General features: G+C 38.2%; 21 protein-coding genes and 1 tRNA gene. 8 read left to right on the forward strand and 14 right to left on the reverse strand.

Annotation, left to right across the window (positions count from 1 at the left end):
* Positions 1–34 precede the first annotated feature (34 nt).
* From QJV27_RS08820 to QJV27_RS08845, 6 genes are all read left to right on the forward strand, one after another.
* A complete protein-coding gene (locus QJV27_RS08820; protein ID WP_281448557.1) occupies positions 35–2,278 on the forward strand; it encodes a phage fiber-tail adaptor protein in 2,244 nt (747 codons plus the stop codon).
* Positions 2,279–2,798: 520 nt separating this feature from the next.
* Entirely contained in the window at positions 2,799–2,948 is a 150-nt protein-coding gene (locus QJV27_RS08825) for a hypothetical protein (RefSeq protein WP_281448558.1), read from the forward strand.
* Positions 2,949–3,032: 84 nt separating this feature from the next.
* Positions 3,033–3,593, forward strand: coding sequence for a hypothetical protein (locus QJV27_RS08830; protein ID WP_281448559.1), 561 nt, complete (start codon positions 3,033–3,035; stop codon positions 3,591–3,593).
* A 9-nt stretch (positions 3,594–3,602) separates the two neighbouring features.
* Positions 3,603–3,875 (forward strand): hypothetical protein, encoded by a 273-nt coding sequence (locus QJV27_RS08835; protein ID WP_281448560.1) that lies wholly within the window; start codon positions 3,603–3,605, stop codon positions 3,873–3,875.
* Between the two features lie 135 nt (positions 3,876–4,010).
* Complete coding sequence (locus QJV27_RS08840) at positions 4,011–4,910, forward strand: hypothetical protein (RefSeq protein WP_281448561.1); 900 nt, start codon at positions 4,011–4,013, stop codon at positions 4,908–4,910.
* A gap of 78 nt (positions 4,911–4,988) precedes the next feature.
* Positions 4,989–5,507: a hypothetical protein gene (locus QJV27_RS08845; RefSeq protein ID WP_281448562.1), complete on the forward strand. Its 519-nt coding sequence runs from the start codon at positions 4,989–4,991 to the stop codon at positions 5,505–5,507.
* A 40-nt stretch (positions 5,508–5,547) separates the two neighbouring features.
* Here the strand turns inward: QJV27_RS08845 and QJV27_RS08850 are convergent.
* From QJV27_RS08850 to QJV27_RS08860, 3 genes are all read right to left on the reverse strand, one after another.
* Positions 5,548–5,623 (reverse strand) — tRNA-Phe (locus QJV27_RS08850).
* 67 nt (positions 5,624–5,690) lie between these two features.
* On the reverse strand, positions 5,691–5,885 hold the full coding sequence (locus QJV27_RS08855; protein ID WP_281448563.1) for a DNA gyrase inhibitor YacG: 195 nt from the start codon (positions 5,883–5,885) through the stop codon (positions 5,691–5,693).
* A complete protein-coding gene (locus QJV27_RS08860; RefSeq protein WP_281448564.1) occupies positions 5,878–6,996 on the reverse strand; it encodes a ribonuclease E/G in 1,119 nt (372 codons plus the stop codon). The genes QJV27_RS08855 and QJV27_RS08860 overlap by 8 nt, the downstream gene beginning before the upstream one ends.
* Before the next feature lie 339 nt (positions 6,997–7,335).
* Here QJV27_RS08860 and QJV27_RS08865 point away from each other — a divergent pair, with 339 nt between their 5' ends.
* Positions 7,336–9,141: a hypothetical protein gene (locus QJV27_RS08865; protein WP_281448565.1), complete on the forward strand. Its 1,806-nt coding sequence runs from the start codon at positions 7,336–7,338 to the stop codon at positions 9,139–9,141.
* Between the two features lie 9 nt (positions 9,142–9,150).
* On the opposite strand, the gene QJV27_RS08870 is transcribed toward QJV27_RS08865, so the two are convergent.
* From QJV27_RS08870 to QJV27_RS08920, 11 genes are all read right to left on the reverse strand, one after another.
* Positions 9,151–9,702 carry a hypothetical protein gene (locus tag QJV27_RS08870; protein WP_281448566.1) on the reverse strand — a complete coding sequence of 184 codons (552 nt, stop codon included), beginning with the start codon at positions 9,700–9,702 and terminating at the stop codon, positions 9,151–9,153.
* A gap of 353 nt (positions 9,703–10,055) precedes the next feature.
* On the reverse strand, positions 10,056–10,664 hold the full coding sequence (locus QJV27_RS08875) for a Maf family protein (RefSeq protein ID WP_281448567.1): 609 nt from the start codon (positions 10,662–10,664) through the stop codon (positions 10,056–10,058).
* 15 nt (positions 10,665–10,679) lie between these two features.
* The gene (infA, locus tag QJV27_RS08880; protein WP_110439346.1) at positions 10,680–10,898 is read right to left on the reverse strand and encodes a translation initiation factor IF-1; all 219 of its coding nucleotides are present in this window, start codon (positions 10,896–10,898) and stop codon (positions 10,680–10,682) included.
* A gap of 80 nt (positions 10,899–10,978) precedes the next feature.
* On the reverse strand, positions 10,979–12,277 hold the full coding sequence (gene hisD, locus QJV27_RS08885; RefSeq protein WP_281448568.1) for a histidinol dehydrogenase: 1,299 nt from the start codon (positions 12,275–12,277) through the stop codon (positions 10,979–10,981).
* A 14-nt stretch (positions 12,278–12,291) separates the two neighbouring features.
* Positions 12,292–12,969 carry an ATP phosphoribosyltransferase gene (gene hisG, locus QJV27_RS08890; protein WP_281448569.1) on the reverse strand — a complete coding sequence of 226 codons (678 nt, stop codon included), beginning with the start codon at positions 12,967–12,969 and terminating at the stop codon, positions 12,292–12,294.
* A gap of 141 nt (positions 12,970–13,110) precedes the next feature.
* On the reverse strand, positions 13,111–14,373 hold the full coding sequence (murA, locus tag QJV27_RS08895; protein ID WP_281448570.1) for a UDP-N-acetylglucosamine 1-carboxyvinyltransferase: 1,263 nt from the start codon (positions 14,371–14,373) through the stop codon (positions 13,111–13,113).
* 21 nt (positions 14,374–14,394) lie between these two features.
* A complete protein-coding gene (gene dcd / locus QJV27_RS08900; protein ID WP_281448571.1) occupies positions 14,395–14,949 on the reverse strand; it encodes a dCTP deaminase in 555 nt (184 codons plus the stop codon).
* Between the two features lie 89 nt (positions 14,950–15,038).
* The gene (locus QJV27_RS08905) at positions 15,039–15,176 is read right to left on the reverse strand and encodes a hypothetical protein (protein ID WP_281448572.1); all 138 of its coding nucleotides are present in this window, start codon (positions 15,174–15,176) and stop codon (positions 15,039–15,041) included.
* Positions 15,177–15,214: 38 nt separating this feature from the next.
* Entirely contained in the window at positions 15,215–16,234 is a 1,020-nt protein-coding gene (gene glk / locus QJV27_RS08910) for a glucokinase (RefSeq protein ID WP_281448573.1), read from the reverse strand.
* 77 nt (positions 16,235–16,311) lie between these two features.
* A complete protein-coding gene (locus QJV27_RS08915; RefSeq protein ID WP_281448574.1) occupies positions 16,312–16,890 on the reverse strand; it encodes a hypothetical protein in 579 nt (192 codons plus the stop codon).
* 84 nt (positions 16,891–16,974) lie between these two features.
* Positions 16,975–17,892, reverse strand: coding sequence for a hypothetical protein (locus QJV27_RS08920; protein ID WP_281448575.1), 918 nt, complete (start codon positions 17,890–17,892; stop codon positions 16,975–16,977).
* Positions 17,893–18,231: 339 nt separating this feature from the next.
* On the opposite strand from QJV27_RS08920, the gene QJV27_RS08925 reads away from it, so the two are divergent.
* A complete protein-coding gene (locus tag QJV27_RS08925; protein WP_281448576.1) occupies positions 18,232–19,344 on the forward strand; it encodes a capsular polysaccharide synthesis protein in 1,113 nt (370 codons plus the stop codon).
* The last annotated feature ends 78 nt before the right edge of the window (positions 19,345–19,422 follow it).

Below are 19,422 nucleotides of genomic sequence, written 5' to 3' on the forward strand. Positions count from 1 at the left end.
GCGGTTTTTTTATAGATAAAGGAACAAAGATAAGATGACATGTGGCATTGGAAGTCAGATTGTAATTATCCCGTCAGGGTGCTTGGGCAACAAAGAGATTGCCCTACAATGTAAATCCCCTTCAGAGGCGGTATATTATCAGTTTTCGTTGGCCAATCGTTTGGCCAGCACAGATATGATCACAGCTGTAAGTGCTTGGCCTTCGGACGAGCACGTTGGGATTGATCAAGTTGTGATATCAGGTCAAACCTTTAAGGCTCGTATCAGTGGTGGTGTGATGAACACCAAAATCGGTATTCGGTTTCTTGTAACTACGCGTTTAAACGAAACGCGCGAGTTTGACGTGACCTTACCCATTGCCCCTGCTGGGATTATTAGCGATGGGAATTGTGGCGATTATGTTATTGGTAACACAGGTCCCCAAGGTGAACAAGGATTGGCTGCCACCATCACTGTTGGCAAAGTTATTCCCAGCGATCCTGATGCAGACCCAACAATTACCAATGTTGGCACCCAACATGACGCGATTTTAGATTTTGTTTTGCCTCGTGGTGCCGTTGGCCCCCAAGGTGAGCAAGGCGATATTGGCCCGCAAGGTATTCAAGGCGAACAGGGTATTCAAGGGATAGAGGGCAAGGCAGGGACACAGATCTTGTTGTCCAATCGTGATCCTGTTTTTGCAGATGCTAGGGAAAATATTATTTGGCTTAATGATGTCAGTGGTGATTTATTTGAAAGTGTTCCCAATGGTAATAATGGGTATCTTTGGAATAAGTCGGGCAATTTAAAAGGCGAGGCTGGCAGTATCATTTACACAGGCTCAACCGATCCTGTTTATAACACAATATATAAAAATGGTGATTTATATTTTAATCACACCAACAATGATTTGTTTAGCTTTAGTGATAAACAATGGGTCAAACTGAGCAATTTAAAGGGCGATCAGGGAACCCGTGGATCCTTATGGTTTTTTGGTCAAGAAGACCCCACACCCTCTGTCAATTACAAAGAATTGGACAGCTTTTTAAATACCAAAACGTGCGATCTATTTGTATATAACGGGTCCAATTGGCAAAAAGCCGGAAACCTCAAAGGACTACAAGGTGATACGGGCCCTAAAGGGGACAAAGGCGATACAGGTGAAACTGGCCCTCAAGGCGAAAAGGGTGATAATGGTATTGCAGGAACAAACGGTAAAGATGGTAAAGATGGCACACGCATTATTACCAGCCAAACCGACCCCGATCTAGGCAGTGGCCCGTCTAATCCCAATGTTTTATGGATCAACACCCAGACCTGGACCATCAAGCGCACCATCTTCAATAACGATACGTGGGAATGGATTACCATTGGGAATATCAAAGGTCAGCAAGGCGATCAGGGACTGACTGGTCAAGATGGCAAGGCAGCAACCATTCAAATTGGCAACGTTGCCAATGGCGATCAGGCCAGCGTCATTAATCGTGGCACACAAAATGCAGCACTGCTCGACATCACCTTGCCCAAAGGGGAAAAAGGCGATGCAGGTTCACGTTGGTACAGCGGCAATGAAGCCCCATCCAACAAAACAGGCCTGCAAGATCCACGCGGCGCACCACGCCCAGGCGATATGTATCTATACCTCAATACCCAAGAAAACGACGCCAGCACCTACATCCTAACCAACCAAAATAACTGGGCAGGACCACTTGGAACCGTCACAGGTCCCCAAGGACCAAAAGGCGATAAGGGCGATATCGGCCAAACAGGACCCCAAGGGGAAAAAGGGGATACTGGCGAACAGGGGCCTCAAGGACAAAGCTATATCAATGATGGCAGCACCGATTTAAATGTTAAATCGATAAACTCTGACAAAGGATTAGTCAAAACAGATGGTAACGGAAATTTGTCCATCGGTAATAATGCTTTACTTATTTCACCAAATACAAATTATAGTCCTGCTTTCTTCAATTTTACTTCAGTAAATCTTAAGGGCAATACTTTTTTTGTATCTATCAGCTCGGATGGTTTTAGTTTTATTATACGAGATTATGATGGTTTTCAGGCTACATTACTTACTATGCTAGAAGGCAATATACTTTATAATGAGTCGGGTATTACTTCTGCTAAAGAAATAAAAGCCCAATATTTACAAACATCTGATAGTAAAACTATTGATACGTCTACGTGGGGAGAAGACGCTGTTGGTAGGCAGGCTTTTAGTAAAACATTAAAAAAGCCAGTTTGGTGGGATGGTAAACAATGGATCGATGCCCTTGGTAATGCAGCTTCTACATAACTAATATTCATAAAATAACAGGCACAGAACACGGCGCATAAGCGTCTTTTTTTGTGCTTGTAATATGAGAGGAGCATAATGGATACGGATTATTAATGTAGGTATAATATGAGAATGTAATTGGTGGAGAGGTCGCTGTTTACCTATCTCCTTTTTATCAATTTGAACTACACTGAATGTTGCTGTATAAGCCAATGATATTTCAGTTTGATTATTTAGGAGTTACTCCCAATAATTAATCTTTGCGCCCCTTTTAGAATGATAAAGGATTATAATAATATTATGAATTTCCTCAAATTTTATTATTGTTTTTGAGAAAATAATACTGCGTAAAAAACAGGAATAATTACTGTTTATTCTAGTTGTATCGATATTTATTTTTTTATTTACTGTCAATATAATCCGTATTTTTATTAATAAAATATTATTAAATACTATTTTATATTTAAGATTTATTATGAAATCAAAATTAATAACAGATATTAGTATGGGATTTTTGTTGTCCTGTACGGTTATTTCCATGCCTTTTGCTTACGCAGAAGATTATGTAACAAAGTTTCAAATCAACGCTGCAAATGGTGTAGCAGGGTTAGACAGCAGCAAACAAGCCACTGTAGACATTAGTAATAGTCGTATTACAACTTCACAAATGAAAATTTTGGGTCAATAAAAGGTACCAGACGTGTCTATTATTTAGCGTCAATCAGTTAAATTTGTTCCAGATGATAAATCTGCATTTACTTTGGGAAAAGAAATGGTACAAATTAGTGGTGATTATATTAATAATGGTTCTAGCATGCCTGTACCAATGGGACTTACCATTTTAGGTAGGCCATATGGGAACTATAATGCTGGTTGTACTTTATGTGTTTTTTCTGGCTCTGGAGGTATGAATGGAGCAGAAGGTCAAGCAGCAATTTCTGGTATTGATTATCGTGGTGGAGCGAACGCTGTAGCAAATGGAGATATGGCTACAGTTGGCTTTTATCATTATGAAGAAAATTCCTCTGCTCGAATTGTTGCTCAAGCAGCATCTTTCGGCCCCGATGTTGTTACTTTATCCTCACCAATGAAAAACTTACAAATGTCACAGTTGCATCAAGGAATGTATATTGCGATAAATGTTATTAATCGCAATATTCCTGTTAATACTGCATTATTAACTTCACGTTCATATCGAGGCTTTATTAAGTCGTGGGATGCAAATCATATTTATGTATATGGTTGGGCAGTTTTGGCGAGTGGTAATGCTGCCAATGGTCAGGTTCCAGATGTTAAAGATGTTAACTATCTTGACGATCAATTGTCTAGTTAAAAAGTTCCTATGATTTTTGTTGGTGCATCAGATAAAATATTTGCAGAAAATGAATATATGGTTGCAGATGGGAGTAGGGTAATCGGTGACAAAGCAGTATCTGTTGTTAATAAGTATGAACGAGAAGAATTTGATTCCCGTGCTAAGAATTGGATAAAACCACATAGCTTATCTTTTCATGGTTGGACTACTTCTTTTGAGTGTCGACCTAATTGCGATCCACGTGCTGTATCAGAGGATAGCTATGCCTATCTTGCTAACGGTGCTGATGGGTTGCCTTAAGCTTATGTTGCCCAAACAGTAGGTGATGCATTAGAATTTTCTGGTTATAGCACGTTTGTTGGTGGTAATGGTGCTCCGCAAAGTATTGATTCAGATGGCAACTCTGGTGCAGCCGTAAAGAATTCTAATCATATTATGAGCTCATTCGCAAGCTCTTTACCCAGTAGTAATACAATTCATATGAGTACTATTGTTAGTAGAGAGGTTGTCGGTACCAATGATTGGCGTGATTATGGTGCGCGCTTAGTTATGGATGTTGACAGTCAACGTGATCGTAAAAAAGGATTGTATAATGGGTCACGTATAGGATCAATTGTATTTAATTATAGTGCAAGTCACTATGGTGGGATCTGTTTGTTGGGATACGATAGTAACCAAGGCTTTTGTCAAGAGGGAGATGGTTCTGTCAGTTCTGCAAAAAATGTGCTGTTTAACAGTAGGGCACAGTTCGCATCATCTCTATCATTGGCCAGTGCTGCTTATAATATAGGTACAAGTTGGGTATCAGGGCAAGGAACTATATTAGTGTGGAATACTGTTAGAGTGGGTAGAACTCGTACAGAGTTTGTAAACGTGGATCCAATTAATGGTAATGGTGGTTTTGATTTCTATGATACAAATAATTATAGTACAATAAGATCTTCCACACCTATGTTTACATTAAGTCCATCTGAGACAGTGTTTAATGTCTCTCCTCAATTTAGAGCGGGGGCATCGTTTAGTTCTGGTCAACAGATACGTTTGTTAAATAGTACAAACAATCCTGCCTTGACTATATATAGTGACGAAGGCGGAGATATGAATTTAGGAACACAGGTTGCTGATGGTGCGAATATCCGTAATGTAAATGGATTTTATGGTCGAAATTTAACGGTTACACAGAAAATATCAGCATCTCAACTGCATATACAATTATCAACGCCATCGTCTTCGTCAGCATCGTGTAGTGCTGGTGATATCAAAGATGATGCAAATTACCATTATGTATGTGTAGCAACAAATAAATGGAAAAGAGTCGCATTATCTGATTTTTAATAATTTGATTTAATTTTTTTTTTAATGAACCACCCATCTTGGGTGGTTTTTTTATAGTTTAACTGTAAGGAAAAAACCATGGCTAAAGTCACAGGTGGAATCTACATTCCACACCTAAAACAAGAGATTATAACCCCAGCATTGAATTATATAGGTTTTGGTGGTCAACGCGCTATTAACCAAGTCACAGGAACCTTTCTTGCCGAAGGATACGCAGGGGGCAGCACTTATCTTAAACAATTGGGCAAGGGGCCTGCATTGGGTGCTATGCAGATGGAGCCTTTCACCTATAACGATATATGGACGAATTTTTTAAGTGGTCCAAGACGTGCTAACCTAGCAACAGCATTAAAACACCTTGCAGGGGACTGGAATACCGACAACAGAGCTATTCCAAAGCCAGGGGTCATGACAGGCAATCTTTTTTTTGCTGCAGCGATGTGTCGAGTATTTTACTTACGGATTACTGCGGTTTTGCCTTTGGCCAATGACGCAACGGCAATGGCACAATATCACAAGAAATATTACAACACAGCCTTGGGCAAAGCAGATTGGCAAAGCAATGTCGATCGGTTTCAGCAGGCCATTGATGCTTGATTTATATATTGGATATGTTTTGTTAATTATTTTTAATAAATGGTGCCCAAGGGCGGAATCGAACCACCGACACAGCGATTTTCAGTCGCTTGCTCTACCGACTGAGCTACTTGGGCACTGTTTTTTTCGTTGTTTCGGTATCAACGAATCTTGTATGTAAAGCATTTACCCTACATCATGATTTCAATCAAGTCTTTCTTTTAGAAAATTTTCAATTTCTTGTTCTTCTTCTTCGTTTTTGGGTGCAGAGGCAATGCGATAAGTGCCTGTAAACCAATGTCCAAGGTCTATATCTGCACATTTCTTTGAACAAAAAGGCCTGTATTCAGTCATTGATTTTTTTTTACATATTGGACATTTTGTATTTAATTCAGTCATAATGAAGTTCCCACTGTTGATTTGTAAATCCGGGGTTTGATTCCAGTTTTAAAGATATTGAACACCTTTGTTCGAAATTGGAGGCTGCCCAATGATCTTGTTTTAAGGCTTGGTGTAAATGGATACTGGTAATCAGGGTAATGTGACGATATTTGAAATGATTAAGATCATTTTTAAATTGTTGTTTAACGGCATAAAGGATCTTGATAGCTTGACCATGATCGGAAGACACTAGTTCATGCAAAGGGGGACGCTTGCGTGGACGTAAAATTTCTCCAAGCCCAAGATTTGTAAATCCCAGGAATTTAGGGTGCAGGGGGTCTTTGCTCAATGCTTGTTCAATATCTTGTTGAAATAGACGTCGCTTTTTTGACGGCAACCCAACCATATCAATAAGAATAGCACCAGAAAGATTACGCAGCCTTAGTTGATGTAATAAGATGGGCAAAGCGATTCGATTGGCATTAAACTGGGAACGTAATTTGGATTGGTTATCGTTGCTTAGCACAGCTCCGTCCATGTCAATGGCAACCAGTGCAGGGGTTGGAACAATACTGGCATGCATTCCCATGGGCAATTCAACCTCAGATTCTTCCAAGGCTTCTATTTGTTGTACGATTTCTGGGTCTAAAGTATGTTTGCTTGGTTGTATTCTGGGTTTTAGGTAAGGCGAGATAAGCTCAATCAAATGTAAATCGTCAAGAAGTATGTTGGCATTTGGCCATCGTTTTGCCAATGTTTCCAAAGGGGATGGGCCCGGTTTCAAAAGATGTGGAGTGTTTTGTGTTATTTCAAAATCTGGCAAATTGCGTTGGTCCAATCGAATACCTTTACCCCCTTGCGCGCTGCGTGTAACACGCACAATAACACCATCCCCTTCATGTAGGGACTTGCTATCTGCATTGTTGGGTAAGAAGCCGGATTTATTATTGCACAACGTGATAAATGCCCCCCCTAGAGCAGATGAACAAGTTGCCACACGGCCGAAGTGAATGTCCCCCAATTCATCGGAATAACCTGGATACCATAGGGAAAAATCCAGCAGTTGGTTGTGGTGAACCACGGCAATTCGAACGACACCAGGGGCAGAGAATGTTCTAATTTCTATCATAGAGGGTTATGCAGCCTGTCAGGAATATAAGGATAAGCAAGTTATATAATACTCGTTTTGAGGGGGGGTATTTAGGATGTATGGATCATCAGTGATTATACGTTTTTAATGTAAAATATGAACGATACAATACCAAAATTTCATTGGGCTAATTATTTTAAATTTTATCTCGTTTTAACGCAATATAAGTAGAGCAATAATTTGTTTTAAAGGGATATAGGCGATTTTTCATAAGGTTGTCTTTTTGCCCATTTTTCAAAGATTAAAAATCTAATTTTATCGAATTAACGCCACGACTGCGCTTAATTTTTAATCATCATTCAAAAGGATTTTATATTTATGGTTAATTCATCAACTACATCAACACAAGCACGTAATTCTGTAACGAATAATAATGAGATGAATCTGGAAGCGTCAATTAGTCATTTGGAACGAGCTGTTATAACAGCCTATAATAATATCAATAAGATTGTTAATTTGCGACAAGGTGCGTTCCACGAAGCCCTGTTAAAAACATTAAACGAAGCGGTGGGAAAATCATCAGAAAGAATGGATCGTTTATTTTCTGAGTCTTTCAGTAAAATTTACGCACTTAACAGTATGGCTTTAGAGCAGTCAATAAGGAACAATGGGATGAATGCTGCTCGAAAAGAATTTGATGAATATCGAAAACTTGATCAATATATTGAAAATCAACGACTTGTTTTTTCTGATATTCGTGTTGCCTTGCAACAGATCGTGCAAAGTATTGCACCGATGACCAGTGAACAAAAAATGATTGAAACATCGAATTTTGCACGGGCACATAACGTGGATTATACAGATATTTCAATGTTTCAACAATTTGCCAGCCGCCATAACGTCAGTCGCGCACAAGCCTTTGATAGTTTTGAAGAGGTGCAGAAAAATCTATTTAATGTTCGAAATACACCAGAATTCGATCATAACCCTTTTATTGAGATATTAACAAAAAACAATACTGAATTATTAAAAAAAATAAAAGATACGAGAACTATGAAGGATTTTATTGTTCTCTTAATCGAAGGTATTTCAAAGGCATATGATGAAAATAATCAAAAGATTTTGCAAAATCTACCTTCATATCTAAAAAAACCAGGGATAATGGCGACTTTTACCGACAGTGCCATACATAATCCAACACCGTTCGAAATCCGGTATCCAGAGGTTTTAGAGAATACCGTTTATCAAAAGATATATAACAATGCTGATAGAGAAAAAAATATTTATGATCAAATAGAACAACAAGGATATCATTATCGCGAGATAGAGACGCAAAATAACAATTATGTTGTTAATTCAATTGCACGTTTACATTATTTTATGACGTATTTGGATAAACAGAACAAAGATTCGAACAGCCAATTTCAAACTATAGAAGGTTTGAATGGATTGGTAAGGGACGATATCAAAAAAGACGTTGATAACGAATATGATAAGAATTATAAAAATGATCTGCCATTAACTATACTAGAGGAAATAGTACCCAAGGTTGGAAAATCACTTGCAGAGGTTGTAAGGAAAACTGATAAAATGTATTTAGAGGCTGGTGCCATCAATTTTGAAAACTCTCCTGAAAATACAATTGCATTGATTTTGGGGGGTGAAAAATCTGGTCCCCGACGAGTACAAAGACCCACTGAAACAGAAAGAGAATTACAATACTTAGAAAACAAAAAAAAGGGATTAACGCGTGTCCTGGAACAGGACCCATACGGGATCCAAGCAGATCGTAACCGTGCTCATATAAAAACTATAGAGACAAGAATAAAAGAACTGACACCCCCTGTTTTCAAGGGCAATGTTAATTTATCTGAAAGCTTGTATTCAATGTGGATGGAACGACAACTTTCGGCTGCCTCCAAGATTATTAAGAAATATATGGGATCAGTTAATCCCAACAATGATCAAATAAAAAATATACAAACAAGAACATTCATGAATTTACACATGGACCGTAATTTTCAGTATGAAAAGGGAAACGTGATTACAGTGCACAATCATAACCATTTTACCATGACGTTCAACAGGGGGGATATCGACCCGAATAATTTTATGAATTCCGTAAAACGTCAAATTACGTCATTAACGGCGGAGTCAATAAATTTGCACACAACAGGCAAATAGTTCATTTTTTTAATCACTTGTACGATGGATAAAAGATATAAAAAAATTGTTCATCAGGAAATCTTTATCATAACAAGGATAATCTCTTAACAAAATTTTTATATTTTTCAACTCGTACAACGTGTTAAATCTTTTGGCCAATGTCCACGTATAGGATTCTATAATATCTTCGTATTCATTCACGCTTGAAAATATGTTTTGATATCGTTGCAGATATTGTAATTGAGCTCTATTATGGTAATTTTGAATATAATTAGTCATAAATTGTGAATTTAATTCCATTCCATTATCGTATATACGACCCCTATAACGTGAATCTATCAAATCAATGGTGTATTTATTGGCAATCAAACAGGCAAGGTTTTTAATACGATCATTTCCAGCGGTATCGTAACAATATTGTATGGCTGATATTGCTTGGGGCAGAGTTTGCCGACAGAAAATAGGAAACATTTCATCGGCGATTCTATTAATTATTTCTCGATATAATGTTTGTGAATCCTTTGGTTGATGATTGGGCACGGTCAAAGAAATAAATAACGTTATAAACAAGTTTATCATTGAATGTGGATCCATTAATAGGTTTTATACATTTTGCACAAACACCCTTTTTAGGGGTAGATTTGCCAATTTAGTGATTATTGTATTTCTAAATATACTATTTTAATATTGATAGTGGAATATAATAACGATACTCGAACTATTTGATTTTTATAACCAAGTCTTTGATGTCAATAATTTAATAAATATGATCATTAATTTTTGCGTATGCTTTGTTCATTTTTTGAAAAAAATGATTTAAAAGACTTAGGGGATAAATAAAAAAATAACTGCTTTATAAAGCAATAATTACCTGGATATTTTGCTATTTGATTAAAACAAACAGATAAATGTAAAAGATTTTTGATCGTTCTTTAAGGGATTAATCCAAAACCACGCAAAAGCTGTGCCGTCTCAAATAATGGTAGGCCGACAACATTGCTGTGACTGCCGTGAATGGCTTTGATAAAACTGGCGGCTTTTCCTTGAATGGCATAGGCACCAGCTTTGTCCTGCCATTCGTTTGAGGCTAGATAGGTTTGACATTGTCTATCCGTTAAGCGGGAAAATTGAACAACGGTGTACACAAGTCTAGAGGCAATCCGCCCTGTTTGCCTATTCATCAAAACAACACTGGTACAAACGCGATGTCTGCGCCCAGAAAGAAGCTTTAGATACGTTACGGCCTGCTTTGGGTCTGTGGTTTTATTTAAAATACGATTACCCACAGCTACAACCGTATCTGCCGCCAAAATAAAAGGGATATTTGTTGTTAGCATAGCTTGCCCTGCCAACAATTTTGTTTTGGACAAGCGCTGAACATAAATTGCGGGCCGCTCTTGCTTTAAAGGGGTTTCATCAATATCGGTTGCCAAAACGAATTGAGGGGTTATTCCAATTTGTTGTAAAAGCTGCAAGCGTCTGGGTGAGGCCGAAGCCAAAACAATTGGTAGGGTGTGGCACTCTTGATTTGACAAAATCATATGGTTCGCAAGACTTTATTTAAAGCGGAAGGTAATGCGACCTTTGGTCAAGTCATAGGGGGTCATTTCTACACTGACACGATCACCGGCCAAAACACGAATGCGATTTTTACGCATTTTACCACTAGTATGGGCCAAAATAACGTGTTCATTATCCAATTTTACACGGAACATAGCATTTGGAAGCAATTCGGTAACTGTTCCATTAAATTCAATCATATCTTCTTTAGACATCTTTAAGTATATTGTCCTTGCGGTTTGATTCGTTTAAAAACGATTTCAACATAACGGTTATTCATAAAAAAAGTCTAGCTTTATTTGCTTAAACTTTTCAAACGTTGTGAAATACTTAATGCGTGTGCTGTTAATCCCTCGGTATTGGCAATGGCAACAGCGGCGGGGCCGACTGTTTGAATTCCCTTTTTATTTGATTTTAAAAATGTAGTACGCTTCATAAAATCAAATACGGATAATCCTGATGAAAATCGTGCTGTTCGACTGGTGGGCAAAACATGATTTGGGCCACCCACATAATCACCAATTGCCTCTGGGCACCATTTCCCAACAAAAATAGTGCCAGCATGACGGATTTCATTAAATAATATATCAGGATCTTCTAACATTAATTCCAGATGCTCTGGGGCAATTTGGTTAATTAACTCTGCGGCTTGTGACCAATCTTCAACGACGATCACAGCCCCGTGGTTTTCCCAACTAGCACGTGCAATCTCTTGACGGGACAGGACCTGTAATTGTTGTTCAACCGCATTAACAACTTGATCAGCAAATGCCTCATCATTGGTGATAAAGACTGATTGTGCCATTTTGTCATGTTCAGCTTGCGCCAGTAAATCAAGGGCAATATGGGTTGGATCGTTATTGCAGTCTGCAAGTACAACAACTTCAGAGGGGCCTGCAACACTGTCGATACCAACCAGACCATAAACTTGACGTTTTGCTTCTGCGACATAGGCATTACCAGGCCCAACAATATAGTCAACTGGGGCAATGGTTTGTGTTCCAAATGCCAATGCAGCAATTGCTTGCGCACCGCCGATGCGATAAATTTCTGTAATCCCCACCGTGTGGGCTGCGGCCAGAACCAATGGATTTAAATGACCGTCGGGGCTGGGAACACACATGGCTAATCGTTTAACCCCTGCAACTTTTGCAGGAATAGCGTTCATTAGTACTGAAGATGGATAGGCCGCGGTCCCGCCCGGAACATATAACCCTGCGGAATCCATTGGACGCCAATGATATCCTAATTCAAATCCACTCTCATCGTTATAATGTAAATCAGGGGGTAATTGTTTTTCATGAAAGGCTTTAATACGAGATGCTGCGACATTCAAAGCATCTAATAATTCTTTAGAAGTTCGTTGATAGGCCTGTTCAATTTCTTCATTTGTGATACGTAATTGTTGTGAAGTAATAGAAAGACGATCGAATTTAGTCGTATACTCGCACAGTGCTGTATCCCCATGTGCTTTGATGCGATTTAAGATATCTGTTACCGGTTGTTTAACAGCGGATGTATCCATTGCGCGTGCGGCCAGCAAATGGTTAAAGGCTTTTTGAAAGTTAGGTTGCGTAACAAATAAATATTGCATAATTTGAAACCCCGTTAAGATGGAGATTGAGGGGATATAATCATTTTACGGAAACGATCAGTCAAAGCATTAATTCGCACAGATTGTGTTTTTAACGCCGTACGATTAATGATCAGACGACTGGATACATCTACAATTGTTTCGACCTCTTGCAGTCCGTTCGCTTTTAAAGTAGAGCCTGTATCGACTAAATCTATGATAAGATTGGATAATTTTAAAACTGGGGCTAATTCCATAGCACCGTGTAAATTAACAATATCGGCTTGAACGCCTTTATGTGCAAAAAAGCGTTTGGTAATATTGGGATATTTGGTTGCTACACGAATTTGCGACCATCTTGCAGGATCGCCCAGATTTTTGTCTTTGGTATTGGCTAGTTGTGCTACTGATAAACGACAACGCCCTACATTTAGATCCAAAGGCGCATAAATATCAGGATAATCAAATTCCATTAATACATCTGAACCACATATACCCAAGGAAGCTGTTCCAAAAGCCACAAAAGTTGCAACGTCGAAAGAGCGCACGCGGATAATATCTAAACTAGGGTCATTGGTTTTGAAACGTAAGAGACGACTGTTTTCATCGAAAAAAGCAGGTTCTGGAATAATATCTGCAGCCTGAAGAAGTGGAAGGCATGCTTTAAGAATTCTACCTTTGGGAAGGGCAAGGATCAATGAAGTATTGTTCATGTCTGTCGTAAATATTCCAGCAGTCAATAATAAGGATAATAAAACTGATTATAGTTAATATATAGCACTATTACGATTAACTATAATCAGAAGATAAAGACAAAACAATATAATCTTGTTTTTTAATCTAGGAATTAAGGTCTAGCTTTTTATACGTTCAATTTGTGCCCCGCATGCTGATAACTTTTTCTCAACAGCTTCATAACCGCGATCTAGATGATAAACACGATTTAAACTGGTTTCCCCAGCAGCAGCAAGCCCCGCCAGAATTAAAGAGAATGAAGCGCGTAGATCCGTTGCCATTACTGGTGCACCAGATAAAGAGTGCACCCCACGAATAATAGCAGAAGATCCATGGACGTTAATTCGTGCCCCCATACGGTTTAATTCTGGGACGTGCATAAACCGATTTTCAAAAATGGTTTCTGTAATCATGCTGGCCCCTTCAGATATAGATAAGAGGGCCATAAATTGTGCTTGCATATCAGTCGGAAAACCGGGATAGGCTTCGGTCATAATGTCGATGCCGCGTAAACTGCCCGTACGTCTAACACGAATGGCATTTTCTTCTTGAAAAACTTCAACACCGCATTCTTCCAAGGCGTGAATGACAGATCCCAGATATTCTACTTTCGCACCAATTAAGCGTAATTCACCACCCGTTATACCTGCAGCACAAGCATAAGTGCCACATTCAATACGATCAAATAAAATAGAGTGTTCTGCACCATGCAAAGAATCAACCCCATCGATAATTAAATGACTGGTGCCTTTTCCTTGGATTTTCGCCCCCATAGCAACCAGACAGTCAATTAAATCACAAATTTCTGGTTCGCGGGCGGCATTTAATAGTTCTGTTCTACCTTTTGCAAGACTTGCAGCCATGATTGTATTTTCAGTTGCACCAACAGATACAAATGGAAAAACAAAACGAGTCCCCGTTAATCCCTTTGGGGCCGTAGCATTGATATAACCGCCATCTATTTCAATTTCGGCACCCAAAGCGGTCAAAGCATCCAAATGTAAATTGACAGGACGGGTCCCAATAGCGCACCCCCCAGGTAAAGAAACGCGAGCCTTGCCACAACGTGCAAGTAAAGGCCCAAGAACCAAGACAGAAGCACGCATTTTGGAAACGATCTTGTAAGGTGCTTCTGTGTTAGTAATGTCGCCTTTGAAAGAATAATGATGGGGATCGTTATCATTGATAGTGATATTTAAACCATGTTGTTCTAATAAACTACACATCGTTTTAATATCCATAATACCTGGCATATTTTTTAACGATAAGGTTTCAGAGGTTAAAAGAGCACAGGGCATAATGGCCAATGCAGCGTTTTTGGCACCACCAATAGTAATGTCGCCATGTAGGGGTCTTCCCCCACGAATCAAGAATCTATCCATAATATCTTTATTTTCAGTTGATTATAAACGTGGAGTGGCAACGCCCATTTGTTTCATATATTTACCATGCTTATCGGCATAGCTAATATCGCAAGGGGTACTGCCTTGGAAAAATAGGAACTGGCAAATGCCCTCATTAGCATAAATTTTCGCAGGAAGGGGGGTAGTATTGCTAATTTCTATGGTGACTTGTCCCTCCCACTCGGGTTCTAAAGGGGTCACATTAACAATGATTCCGCAACGGGCATAGGTTGATTTTCCCAAACAGACCACTAAAATATCACGCGGGATACGGAAATATTCGATCGTATGTGCGAGGGCAAAGCTGTTTGGGGGAATAATGCATACATCAGTTTTGCGAGTGACAAAGCTGTTGGGACTAAAATTTTTAGGGTCGACAATTGCATTGTCGATATCAGTAAAAATTTTAAACTCATCTGCAATTCGCGCATCATATCCATAAGAGGATACACCATATGAGATAATGCCTTCACGATGTTGTTTATCAGCAAAAGGTTCTATCATTCCTTTTTCTTTTGCCATACGTGTAATCCAACTATCTGGCATGATTGGCATAGGGGTGTTTCCTCTTTCTTGGTTTTTTTGCTGTTCAATAAACGAGGTTTTATATTTGAACAAGTTTTTTTTGTAAAATAATAACGTTATTACGTTTTTTGTTCTTTTTTAGCGCGTTGTTGCTCTTTGCGTCGCTTTAAGTTTTCCCTAAGGGCTTGCGCTTCTTGTTTGCGTCGCTCGCTTAAGGAATCCTTAACAGCAGTTTTTTTCGAGGTAGATGTATTCATTACGATAACTGTAAAGGATTCTAAAAAGTGAAAATGGATTATTTGGTGTGTTTTACTGCATAAGCAGCTGCTGCACCTAAAATACCAGGTTGGGGATAAGTTAGTAGTTCAACCGAAATCTGTGCAAGCATTCTTTCAAATCGCCCTTTGTCAACAAATCGTTCACCAAACCCAGAATGAGGTAGATAGTCAGCCAATAATTGACCAATTCCACCGCTAATAACGACGCGATTAGCTAATTGTACTAAAGCAATATCTGCACAAAATGTTCCAAAGTTTAGGCAAAATCGTTCTAATGCTGCTGTTGCTAAATGGTCTGTGCCTTTTAATGCAGCATCCCAAAGATTACTGTCGCTGTGATGAGTTACGGATAAACCCGCACTTGCGGCAAGAGCTTCATAAATATTACCCAAACCTGGACCAGAAAGAATGCGTTCTGCGGAAACGCGACGATAATGTTGTTTTAGATATCGTAAAATACTAATATCGATATTATCGCAAGGAGCATAGGTAATATGTCCTCCTTCACTTGGGGTAACGATATAGGTATCATTGGCATTGTCAAAATGTAATGAAGCAACGCCCAACCCTGTGCCTGGTCCAACAATCGTGGTTACACCATCAGGGGCATCTTTTCGTCTAGGACCACAAATAGGTTTTAAATATTGATCTTCACAGTGAGCGGTTGCATGGGCAACTGCCTCAAAATCATTAATTAGGACAAGTTTTTTAAGGTTGAGTTGTTGAGGAATTAAGGCTGGACGGATAATCCAAGGACTGTTAGAAAATTTGAGAATATCACCACGAATTGGGCATGCAATTGCCATAGAAGCAACATCAGGCAAAGGGCGTCCAATTTTTTGTCCAAACGCATCCCAGGCTAGTTGCATTGTAGCGTAATCTGCAGTTTTTAAAATTGTTTCGTGCTCAATGGATAAAACTTTTCCACTTTTTACCTTCGCAATTGCGAACCGTGCATTGGTACCACCAATGTCTGCGACAATAACTTCTTGAGCATTTTCGCTATTTTTTTCTGCCTGAGTGTTATTTGTGGTCATAATGATATCCTTTCTAAGTAGAATTATAAATTGGCATTTAAAATAAATTTTTTAGAAATAGTTAATCAGTAAATACCTTATTTTGTGTTAGAAATTGAGTTTGGTAAAGTCAGTCCCAGTCCTGGATTTGATGATAAAACGAGCTGCATTGCCTCATCAACATGTTTTAAAGACAATGATTGTGAATAAGAGGACGGTGTGATTATACGCGCTTTATGCGAAGTGACAAAGCTATTAATAAAATTTTGTCGATCTGCACCGTAAATTGTAGCACTATAGAAACAATGCTCTTTGTCGCGGCGCTGTAAGGTTAAATTTAACCCTGAGGTTTCTCTTTTTTTATCTTTTAAATAGAAAATAATTCCAGTGTCAGGCCAAACCGGGGTGACTGCATCTAACACTATTTTATCAGGTAGAAATGAAATATATAATACAGGCACCATGGACATCCGATCATTCCACCACATCAGGGTCGGTGGGACGAAATGAGGATTATATCGCCATTCTCCAAATTTTTGATATTGGTCTACCTCTATTTTCTGGGATGTATAAGTAGTTTGTGCATAGGTTTGGGAAATATACGCCGTAGAAAATGCCATTATACTTACAGTTAATAAACACATCTTTTTAACTGAATTAATGAAGAAAGTGCTCATAAAGTTCCTTTCGGTTTTTAACTATTTAAATGATGGCACAGTTAAATTATGGATAATATTGATAATTTGTTCAATCTTTAATTATCAATTATTGGATACTTCTTTGGCTGTTTTAAAATCTGCCTTTTTGTGATCTTTTAATTTTTCAATACCACCTTTAGGAGTCATTATGCATTTTCTCCAATTTTTATCTTTATCATGCTGATCTGGATCACTGCTGCCCCAACACCAACCTTTTGTCTGCATTTGTTTTAATAATGTATTACGCTTTGTACAAATATCGTAACGTGTTTTTTCTTGCGTTGGACTGGCCGCCATATCGATACATTTACGAATGTAGTAATTTGTTTCTTGATACAACGGAAACAAATTAGGAGACATTCCATCAAGAGGTGTGAAAGTGTTAGGGTTTATGGTATCAAGGGCTAAAGGTTTGGGTGCGATAAGATGATTTTGTCGAATGGTTTGAGTAAAATCATCCATTGCAGCGTGTAACCCTTGGGTATTCATAGTAATAGAGGAAAGAGCTGAAAGATTTAATGTCATTGGAGACTCGTCTTGCAGGGCGTTGACAAGTTTTTCAATATTTTGGGTATATACAGCTGTTGAAAATTGTACCCATCCTTTTTGATCGCTAACTTTATTCAATGTGACGGAAACATTTTTGATATTCCATGTGATGAAAGGTAACTTAAAAGCTCTATTTTCCTTCTTTTTTACCATAACATCAATTGTAATCATATTAGCTGATGGCGTAACGAATAATTTTAGTGAAGAGTTAGGCTGTTGCCATAACAGGCTTGCATAATGTTGCCCTGCTAGAATGCTCCATTCACCATACGCAGCGGTATGCTGCATTTTTGCGGGTGTCTTTTGTTCCAATAATGCTGGAATCGGGAAAGACAAGTTATAAGTTACAGGATCATGAGCCATAGCATACGTGCTGGGCAAGCTAAGAGCAATAAAAATCGGAAGGGTCCGAAAAATAGATGGTTTATGCATTTTCTACCTTAATCAATCAAAACGTCATATAATACGAAAAGATAATAAGAAAGCAAATGCGTTTTCTGAAGAGAGAGTAAGTTTACAAATTTTTTCAGATATTGTGATAAAAAATTTAACCAGTGAGATAAAAAACTTTACTAAAAAAGACATTTTATTATGGTATAATAACAATAGTAAATTACAATATTCTAATTTGTGATATTTTTGTCCTATACATATCCTGGTAATCACTATATTGTTGGCAACAATCTTCGGTTTCACGTAGTAATTTTAGAATAATTTAGGCCAATTTTCTGTGCTTTGGTCTAAATTTATGACGTCATCAGGGTTAGATCAATGATAGATGAGAATGATTTAAAGGGTCTTGTTAAAGAGTGTCCCGTTGCAGAAGGATTATTTCAGCAACACGGGTGTCATGATGTCATGACCGCATTTAACATTGCAAATCACCTACACATGCATGGCTTTCTAAAAGAATCTGCTGTTTTTTATCAAGAAGCTATTGATTATAGAAAAGATGATCCTGAAGGTCATCCTAGGGAAGAAATTTTATTACAAGTTAAGTTACTTTGTCTAGTGAAAGCTGGAGCAGAGCTTGAGGATAGCGATTTAAATCGATTGCAAGTGTTGTCAGAGCCTTTATACCATTATATCGTTGGTGTGCAACAACATCGTCAAGGTAATCTATCTATTATAGAGACTTTGCAGAAAATTGGGTACACCTACGAGCAGTTTCATACGGGTGAAGAAATTGATACCATTTATTTGCGTTTAATTTACGAAGGTTTAAGCAAGGGAAATTTTCCCAATAAAATTAGAAAAACAGAAATTCCAAGAAATTTGTTCTTCTTTTGGGATCGAAATATGCCTGATGATGTAAGACAAAATATAGAGCATCATCAACAATTCAAAAATTATAATGTCGAGGTTTTTGACCAGGATAGAGCAATAGAATGGCTTTACAAATATTATGGCAAAGAAGCGAAGACAATCTTTTTAAAATCTCGTCACCCTGCTGAAGCGGCCGATATTTTGCGAGTTCATGTCATTAATTTGTATGGTGGTTTTTGGGTTGATGCAGATCTAAAAATCACCTCGGAAGAACTATTAGAAAAATATATTCCAAGAAATTATGATAACGTGTTGTTGCTAACAGATGGTTATTTTGTTCACAATGATTTTTTTGCAGCAACAGCCAATAATATTATTTTGAAAGACTGCCTTTTATCAATTTATCGTAACTGTTATGAATATGGTGGTTTGTTCATTTCATATAAAACAGGACCTGGCGTGTTTATGAGGGCTATAAACCGTGCTTATTTTAGATGCATGGACGGGGCAGTTAAGGAGATGCCCTCTTTAAAATTAATGGATCAGAAAATGTTTGATAAAATAACAGAACAATATCCTGTTGCGTATAAACAGGGGGGGACTTGGACCTCAACATAAAAATCTGGTGTATATGTATAGATGGTTATAGTATCCCTGTTTAAAATTGTTATAATATTTTTATTTAGGTATTAGGTA

The organism is Commensalibacter oyaizuii, from assembly GCF_029953265.1.
Taxonomy (GTDB): domain Bacteria; phylum Pseudomonadota; class Alphaproteobacteria; order Acetobacterales; family Acetobacteraceae; genus Commensalibacter; species Commensalibacter oyaizuii.

Bases quoted from the DNA above. Each gene is read 5' to 3' on its own strand.
- QJV27_RS08820 (WP_281448557.1), top strand. From the start codon at position 35: ATGACATGTGGCATTGGAAGTCAGATTGTAATTATCCCGTCAGGGTGC.
- QJV27_RS08825 (WP_281448558.1), top strand. From the start codon at position 2,799: ATGCCTTTTGCTTACGCAGAAGATTATGTAACAAAGTTTCAAATCAAC.
- QJV27_RS08830 (WP_281448559.1), top strand. From the start codon at position 3,033: ATGGTACAAATTAGTGGTGATTATATTAATAATGGTTCTAGCATGCCT.
- QJV27_RS08835 (WP_281448560.1), top strand. From the start codon at position 3,603: ATGATTTTTGTTGGTGCATCAGATAAAATATTTGCAGAAAATGAATAT.
- QJV27_RS08840 (WP_281448561.1), top strand. From the start codon at position 4,011: ATGAGCTCATTCGCAAGCTCTTTACCCAGTAGTAATACAATTCATATG.
- QJV27_RS08845 (WP_281448562.1), top strand. From the start codon at position 4,989: ATGGCTAAAGTCACAGGTGGAATCTACATTCCACACCTAAAACAAGAG.
- QJV27_RS08855 (WP_281448563.1), bottom strand. From the start codon at position 5,885: ATGACTGAATTAAATACAAAATGTCCAATATGTAAAAAAAAATCAATG.
- QJV27_RS08860 (WP_281448564.1), bottom strand. From the start codon at position 6,996: ATGATAGAAATTAGAACATTCTCTGCCCCTGGTGTCGTTCGAATTGCC.
- QJV27_RS08865 (WP_281448565.1), top strand. From the start codon at position 7,336: ATGGTTAATTCATCAACTACATCAACACAAGCACGTAATTCTGTAACG.
- QJV27_RS08870 (WP_281448566.1), bottom strand. From the start codon at position 9,702: ATGATAAACTTGTTTATAACGTTATTTATTTCTTTGACCGTGCCCAAT.
- QJV27_RS08875 (WP_281448567.1), bottom strand. From the start codon at position 10,664: ATGATTTTGTCAAATCAAGAGTGCCACACCCTACCAATTGTTTTGGCT.
- infA (WP_110439346.1), bottom strand. From the start codon at position 10,898: ATGTCTAAAGAAGATATGATTGAATTTAATGGAACAGTTACCGAATTG.
- hisD (WP_281448568.1), bottom strand. From the start codon at position 12,277: ATGCAATATTTATTTGTTACGCAACCTAACTTTCAAAAAGCCTTTAAC.
- hisG (WP_281448569.1), bottom strand. From the start codon at position 12,969: ATGAACAATACTTCATTGATCCTTGCCCTTCCCAAAGGTAGAATTCTT.
- murA (WP_281448570.1), bottom strand. From the start codon at position 14,373: ATGGATAGATTCTTGATTCGTGGGGGAAGACCCCTACATGGCGACATT.
- dcd (WP_281448571.1), bottom strand. From the start codon at position 14,949: ATGCCAATCATGCCAGATAGTTGGATTACACGTATGGCAAAAGAAAAA.
- QJV27_RS08905 (WP_281448572.1), bottom strand. From the start codon at position 15,176: ATGAATACATCTACCTCGAAAAAAACTGCTGTTAAGGATTCCTTAAGC.
- glk (WP_281448573.1), bottom strand. From the start codon at position 16,234: ATGACCACAAATAACACTCAGGCAGAAAAAAATAGCGAAAATGCTCAA.
- QJV27_RS08915 (WP_281448574.1), bottom strand. From the start codon at position 16,890: ATGAGCACTTTCTTCATTAATTCAGTTAAAAAGATGTGTTTATTAACT.
- QJV27_RS08920 (WP_281448575.1), bottom strand. From the start codon at position 17,892: ATGCATAAACCATCTATTTTTCGGACCCTTCCGATTTTTATTGCTCTT.
- QJV27_RS08925 (WP_281448576.1), top strand. From the start codon at position 18,232: ATGATAGATGAGAATGATTTAAAGGGTCTTGTTAAAGAGTGTCCCGTT.